Source organism: Frateuria sp. GZRR35, from assembly GCF_051900415.1.
Lineage (GTDB): Bacteria > Pseudomonadota > Gammaproteobacteria > Xanthomonadales > Rhodanobacteraceae > Frateuria_A.
In genome coordinates this window covers 1-2,277 of the sequence record NZ_JBHZGL010000027.1, presented here as the reverse complement: position 1 = coordinate 2,277, position 2,277 = coordinate 1, and the positions used below count along the sequence as shown (strand labels likewise).

The window sequence follows — 2,277 nt, the reverse complement described above, 5'->3', positions numbered from 1 at the left end:
GTGGACCAGGCACCGCCGTTGATGCTTTCCTGCAGGGTATAGCTGGAGGCCTGGAAGACCGTGCCCCAGCTCACCGTGTAGCTGCCTGTTTCATTGGTGCCAGGCGCACTCAGGCTCGGAGCCGAGCGATTTAATTACCTACGTCCCCTTTATTCAACGCATGGTTGAAACAACGCTGGGGCGGCCGGCCATCAGCCGACCACGGGGGCGGCCAAGGCGCGTCAGTACGGACGAGGATTAATTACTCCCGTGCCCTTTTATTGGTGGGCGCCGGCGGCGGGATGGCGATTGCCACAGCCGCGACCGCACCATAGGGCCCGCAGCCGGTTGTATTGCACCCAGTAAGTGAACCTGACCCCGTTAGCTTCTTTCCTGCAAGGTGTAGCTGGAAGCCTGGAAGACCGTGCCCCAGCTCACCGTATAGCTGCCCGTTCCATTGGTGCTGGGAGCACTCAGGCTCGGCGCCGAGTTGGGCGGGTTGTACACATCGCTTAGGACAGCACTGACCCAGCCGCTGCAGGCGTACGGGTTGCATGCACGCAGGGCATACGAGTGCATGGAAAGCGGCCCGTCGTAGGCGCTCTCCACCTCTCTGGACGTACCGGTCGTGTTGGCGTACACACCCGTTGGCGTCGGCGACGGGATGGCGATCGCCACGGCCGCGGCCGCACCATGGGGCCCGCAGCCGGTTATATTGCAGGCTCTGATTCGATAATCGCAGACGCTTAATTACCCCACCCCTTTAATTTTCCAGACGCTTAATTACCACCGCCCTTTTAATTGTCGCGACCGCGCCATAGGGCCCGCAACCGACCGCATTGCACCCAGTAAGTGCACCTGATCCCATTAGCTTGTCATCGCTCTGTCGCGGCCCAGCTAATAAATTAGCACCAGGCTCCCTCACCAAGCGGCACCACGCGCCTTGCGAATAATCACACTCTTGTTCTTAAGCTTTTATCTGTTGTAAAACTTTCCCAGCAGAAGCTTTCCATCTTTTGAAAATCTATAGGTAATAGGATACATCCTTTTTTGAGCGACCCCATCTCCGGTGACTGTGCTCTTTAGCGGCATGAACGTGACCCAAACTTCTCTGTTACGTAATCCAACGAGAGCACTGTATTCCTTTGCCATCGGCATGTCCCTAACGTAAAAAGAACTTGCCTCGCAAAGCGCGGAAACTTGGGCCGATGTTAGATCGCAGTCCTTTTCTCTACAGCTTGAAATGTCTTTTGTACGAGCAATCGGAACCGCCCCTCCAAAGGGAGATGGCAGGCCGCTTGAGATATTTTGGGCCGGCAAATCAGCCATCACGCAAATCGACACCAAAATCAGGCAGAAATAAGCGCCCATTTTTCGAAGTTTAGCAAAAGTATAAACATCATCGCTGCGTATCCGGTCCACGACCTTGTGGCGGCTTAGATGACTCCTTTCTTTCCTCGTCTTTCTTACGCTGCTCCTCATATATTCTCTCCTGCTCTTTTGCTGAGTTTTGTTGCAGATTTGGTAATCGATAAATCACATTTTTATACCATGCCAAAAACCCTCCTCCAGGTGTGCCAGCAAAACCCTGGAATTCGGGCTGATTACGAGCAAGGCCTTGGTATCGCAAAATATCGTTAGGAGAAAACATGTCGCTGTTAAAGTGGTCTCGGCTAGAGCTACCTGTTACAACTATGTTCCCATCTGCATCTAAGACAGAGTAATTGCCGTGAGTATGATAGCCACCAACAACGCTGGCGACGCCCGGCGGCAACCCTGGCCCGCCTGTTTCCGAAATTTGTATAGGATCTGTGGCAATAAACTGAGAACCGGACAGCACTATCCATCCTTGGTATTCGTGATTTGTTGCTATCGAGGTTTGGTTTATATACGTAAGGGCATCACGGGCAGCCTCTTCTGCTGTACTAAATTTGTCCCCCGGCTTATCGCCGAAGCTATCTACATATCGAGAAGGAGCGCCCCTAGCGTAGAGATATCGATTAAAGAAAAAAATTTCACCAGCTAAAACCGGATGGGGATCTATACTGGCAAACGTTCCAACCTCCGGATCGTAATACCGCTGCTGCATGTACACGAGCCCGGTATCCGGATCCTCCACATGCCCCGTATACCCCGGCCCCGTCGCCACCGGCCCCGCCTGCTGCTTGCCATAGGGCCGATAGTCGTACCGCGCAATGATGTTGCCCTGCGCATCTTCCCGCGCCAGCACCGTGCCCTGCACATCCGTCAGCACGTACGTCGTCGTTTCCGCCGCCTGCGCCTGGCCACCCAAGCTTA

At 54.3% G+C, this 2,277-nt stretch carries 3 protein-coding genes; all 3 read right to left on the bottom strand.

The window, feature by feature from the left end:
* Positions 1 to 360: 360 nt before the first annotated feature.
* Positions 361 to 657, bottom strand: a complete 297-nt coding sequence (locus tag ACFWZ3_RS17240) for a hypothetical protein (protein WP_439708904.1) — start codon at positions 655 to 657, stop codon at positions 361 to 363.
* 297 nt (positions 658 to 954) lie between these two features.
* Positions 955 to 1,401 (bottom strand): hypothetical protein, encoded by a 447-nt coding sequence (locus ACFWZ3_RS17235; RefSeq protein WP_439708903.1) that lies wholly within the window; start codon positions 1,399 to 1,401, stop codon positions 955 to 957.
* A partial coding sequence (locus ACFWZ3_RS17230; protein ID WP_439708902.1) for an RHS repeat-associated core domain-containing protein occupies positions 1,379 to 2,277 on the bottom strand: 899 nt, incomplete at its 5' end. The genes ACFWZ3_RS17235 and ACFWZ3_RS17230, both read right to left, overlap by 23 nt.